The sequence below is a fragment of the Brevibacterium sp. ZH18 genome, from assembly GCF_022748595.1.
Lineage (GTDB): Bacteria > Actinomycetota > Actinomycetes > Actinomycetales > Brevibacteriaceae > Brevibacterium.
This window is the reverse complement of the sequence record NZ_JALDSX010000103.1, coordinates 1-1,176: the sequence shown is the minus strand read 5'-3', so window position 1 is coordinate 1,176 and position 1,176 is coordinate 1. Positions and strand designations below refer to the sequence as shown.

Genomic DNA, 1,176 nt, shown 5'->3' with positions numbered 1-1,176 from the left:
GATACGACAAGCTCGCCATCACCTATCGAGCGGCCGTCGTGATCAGCGCGATCCTGACATGGCTCCGCCAATAAAGGAGACATGCCCTAGTTCTCTCGAGCAAGAAGACCAAGCAGTTATATCTGGCATCGTTCCCCTCGGCGCTGACGGATGTCGTGCGGGTGTGCGAGTCAAGAAGGGTGAGTTTCGCGGGCAAATCTTTGTGAGGCATCCGAAACATTTCGCGGGCATATCGACATGGGGCATTACAAAGGGGTGTAGTGGTGTAAGCCTGACAAGCTCTGGAAGTTGTTCCGGTAGCGGTCCAGCCGCGGAGGGATGCGGCCCAGGTCTATCGTAGCTGCAGGCTCTCGGTCACATCCCCATGGCTCCGATGGCCCCAGTGACGTAGGGAATCAGCCAAATCGCCCACACAACGAGACTGAACTTGTGAAAGCTCACTTTCTCGGTTTCGCGGTTTCGGACGAGAACGAGGACCGCCCAGATGAGATGAATCGCCATCAGGGCAATCGCGAGACCGCCGGTCCAGATCATGATGGTGTTGAAAGCTCCTGCCGAACCGGTTGTTTGATCGGCGATGCGACTCATAAGGAACGTGCCGAAAGCATCGCATCCCAGACCCGCTCCGAAAGCCGCAGCGTGCCAAGTTTTTAGGGTGCACTGCATCCGTTCCGCCCAGACTCCGAGCGTGTAGAAGACGAGGGCGAGGGTGATGACAACGATCGCGATTGCTAACATGTGAATGACCGTACACCATTGATTGTTAAAGGTGAGATCTTCGATCCAGCCCTGATTATTGCGCGGACGATGGCCGCAAGCCGCGAACTTATGCCACCTCTTAAACTTCTACATCATCAGACTGTCGAGACGGTTGGTACAAGACAATCGATTTCTCCTGCGCGTCGGTAATATTCGATGTGTGGTCGCGATGCGTCATGGTCGGCGAAAACAAAAAGTACGTCGAAGGATGGGTGAAGTTGGCTCGCAATGAGCCGGACGCGTTGATTACGTGGTTCGACGAAGAGTTTTCGCTCGTCGAACTTACCCGCCGGCAGATTACAGCGACCTACGACCTCGGCGAGGGACTGATGCAAAGAAGGGTGACAGCGTGAGTGTCATGCTGCGAGAGCAGCTGGCTCTATGATTGCTTCGTACTCTACTGGTGTCAATCGACCC

General features: G+C 55.2%; 2 protein-coding genes. One reads left to right on the top strand and one right to left on the bottom strand.

What is annotated here, in order from left to right; all coding sequences use genetic code 11:
• Nucleotides 1-354 precede the first annotated feature (354 nt).
• Nucleotides 355-738: an HsmA family protein gene (locus MPN20_RS17105; protein ID WP_242784061.1), complete on the bottom strand. Its 384-nt coding sequence runs from the start codon at nt 736-738 to the stop codon at nt 355-357.
• Between the two features lie 197 nt (nt 739-935).
• On the opposite strand from MPN20_RS17105, the gene MPN20_RS17100 reads away from it, so the two are divergent.
• Nucleotides 936-1,112: a hypothetical protein gene (locus MPN20_RS17100; protein WP_242784059.1), complete on the top strand. Its 177-nt coding sequence runs from the start codon at nt 936-938 to the stop codon at nt 1,110-1,112.
• Nucleotides 1,113-1,176: the final 64 nt, after the last annotated feature.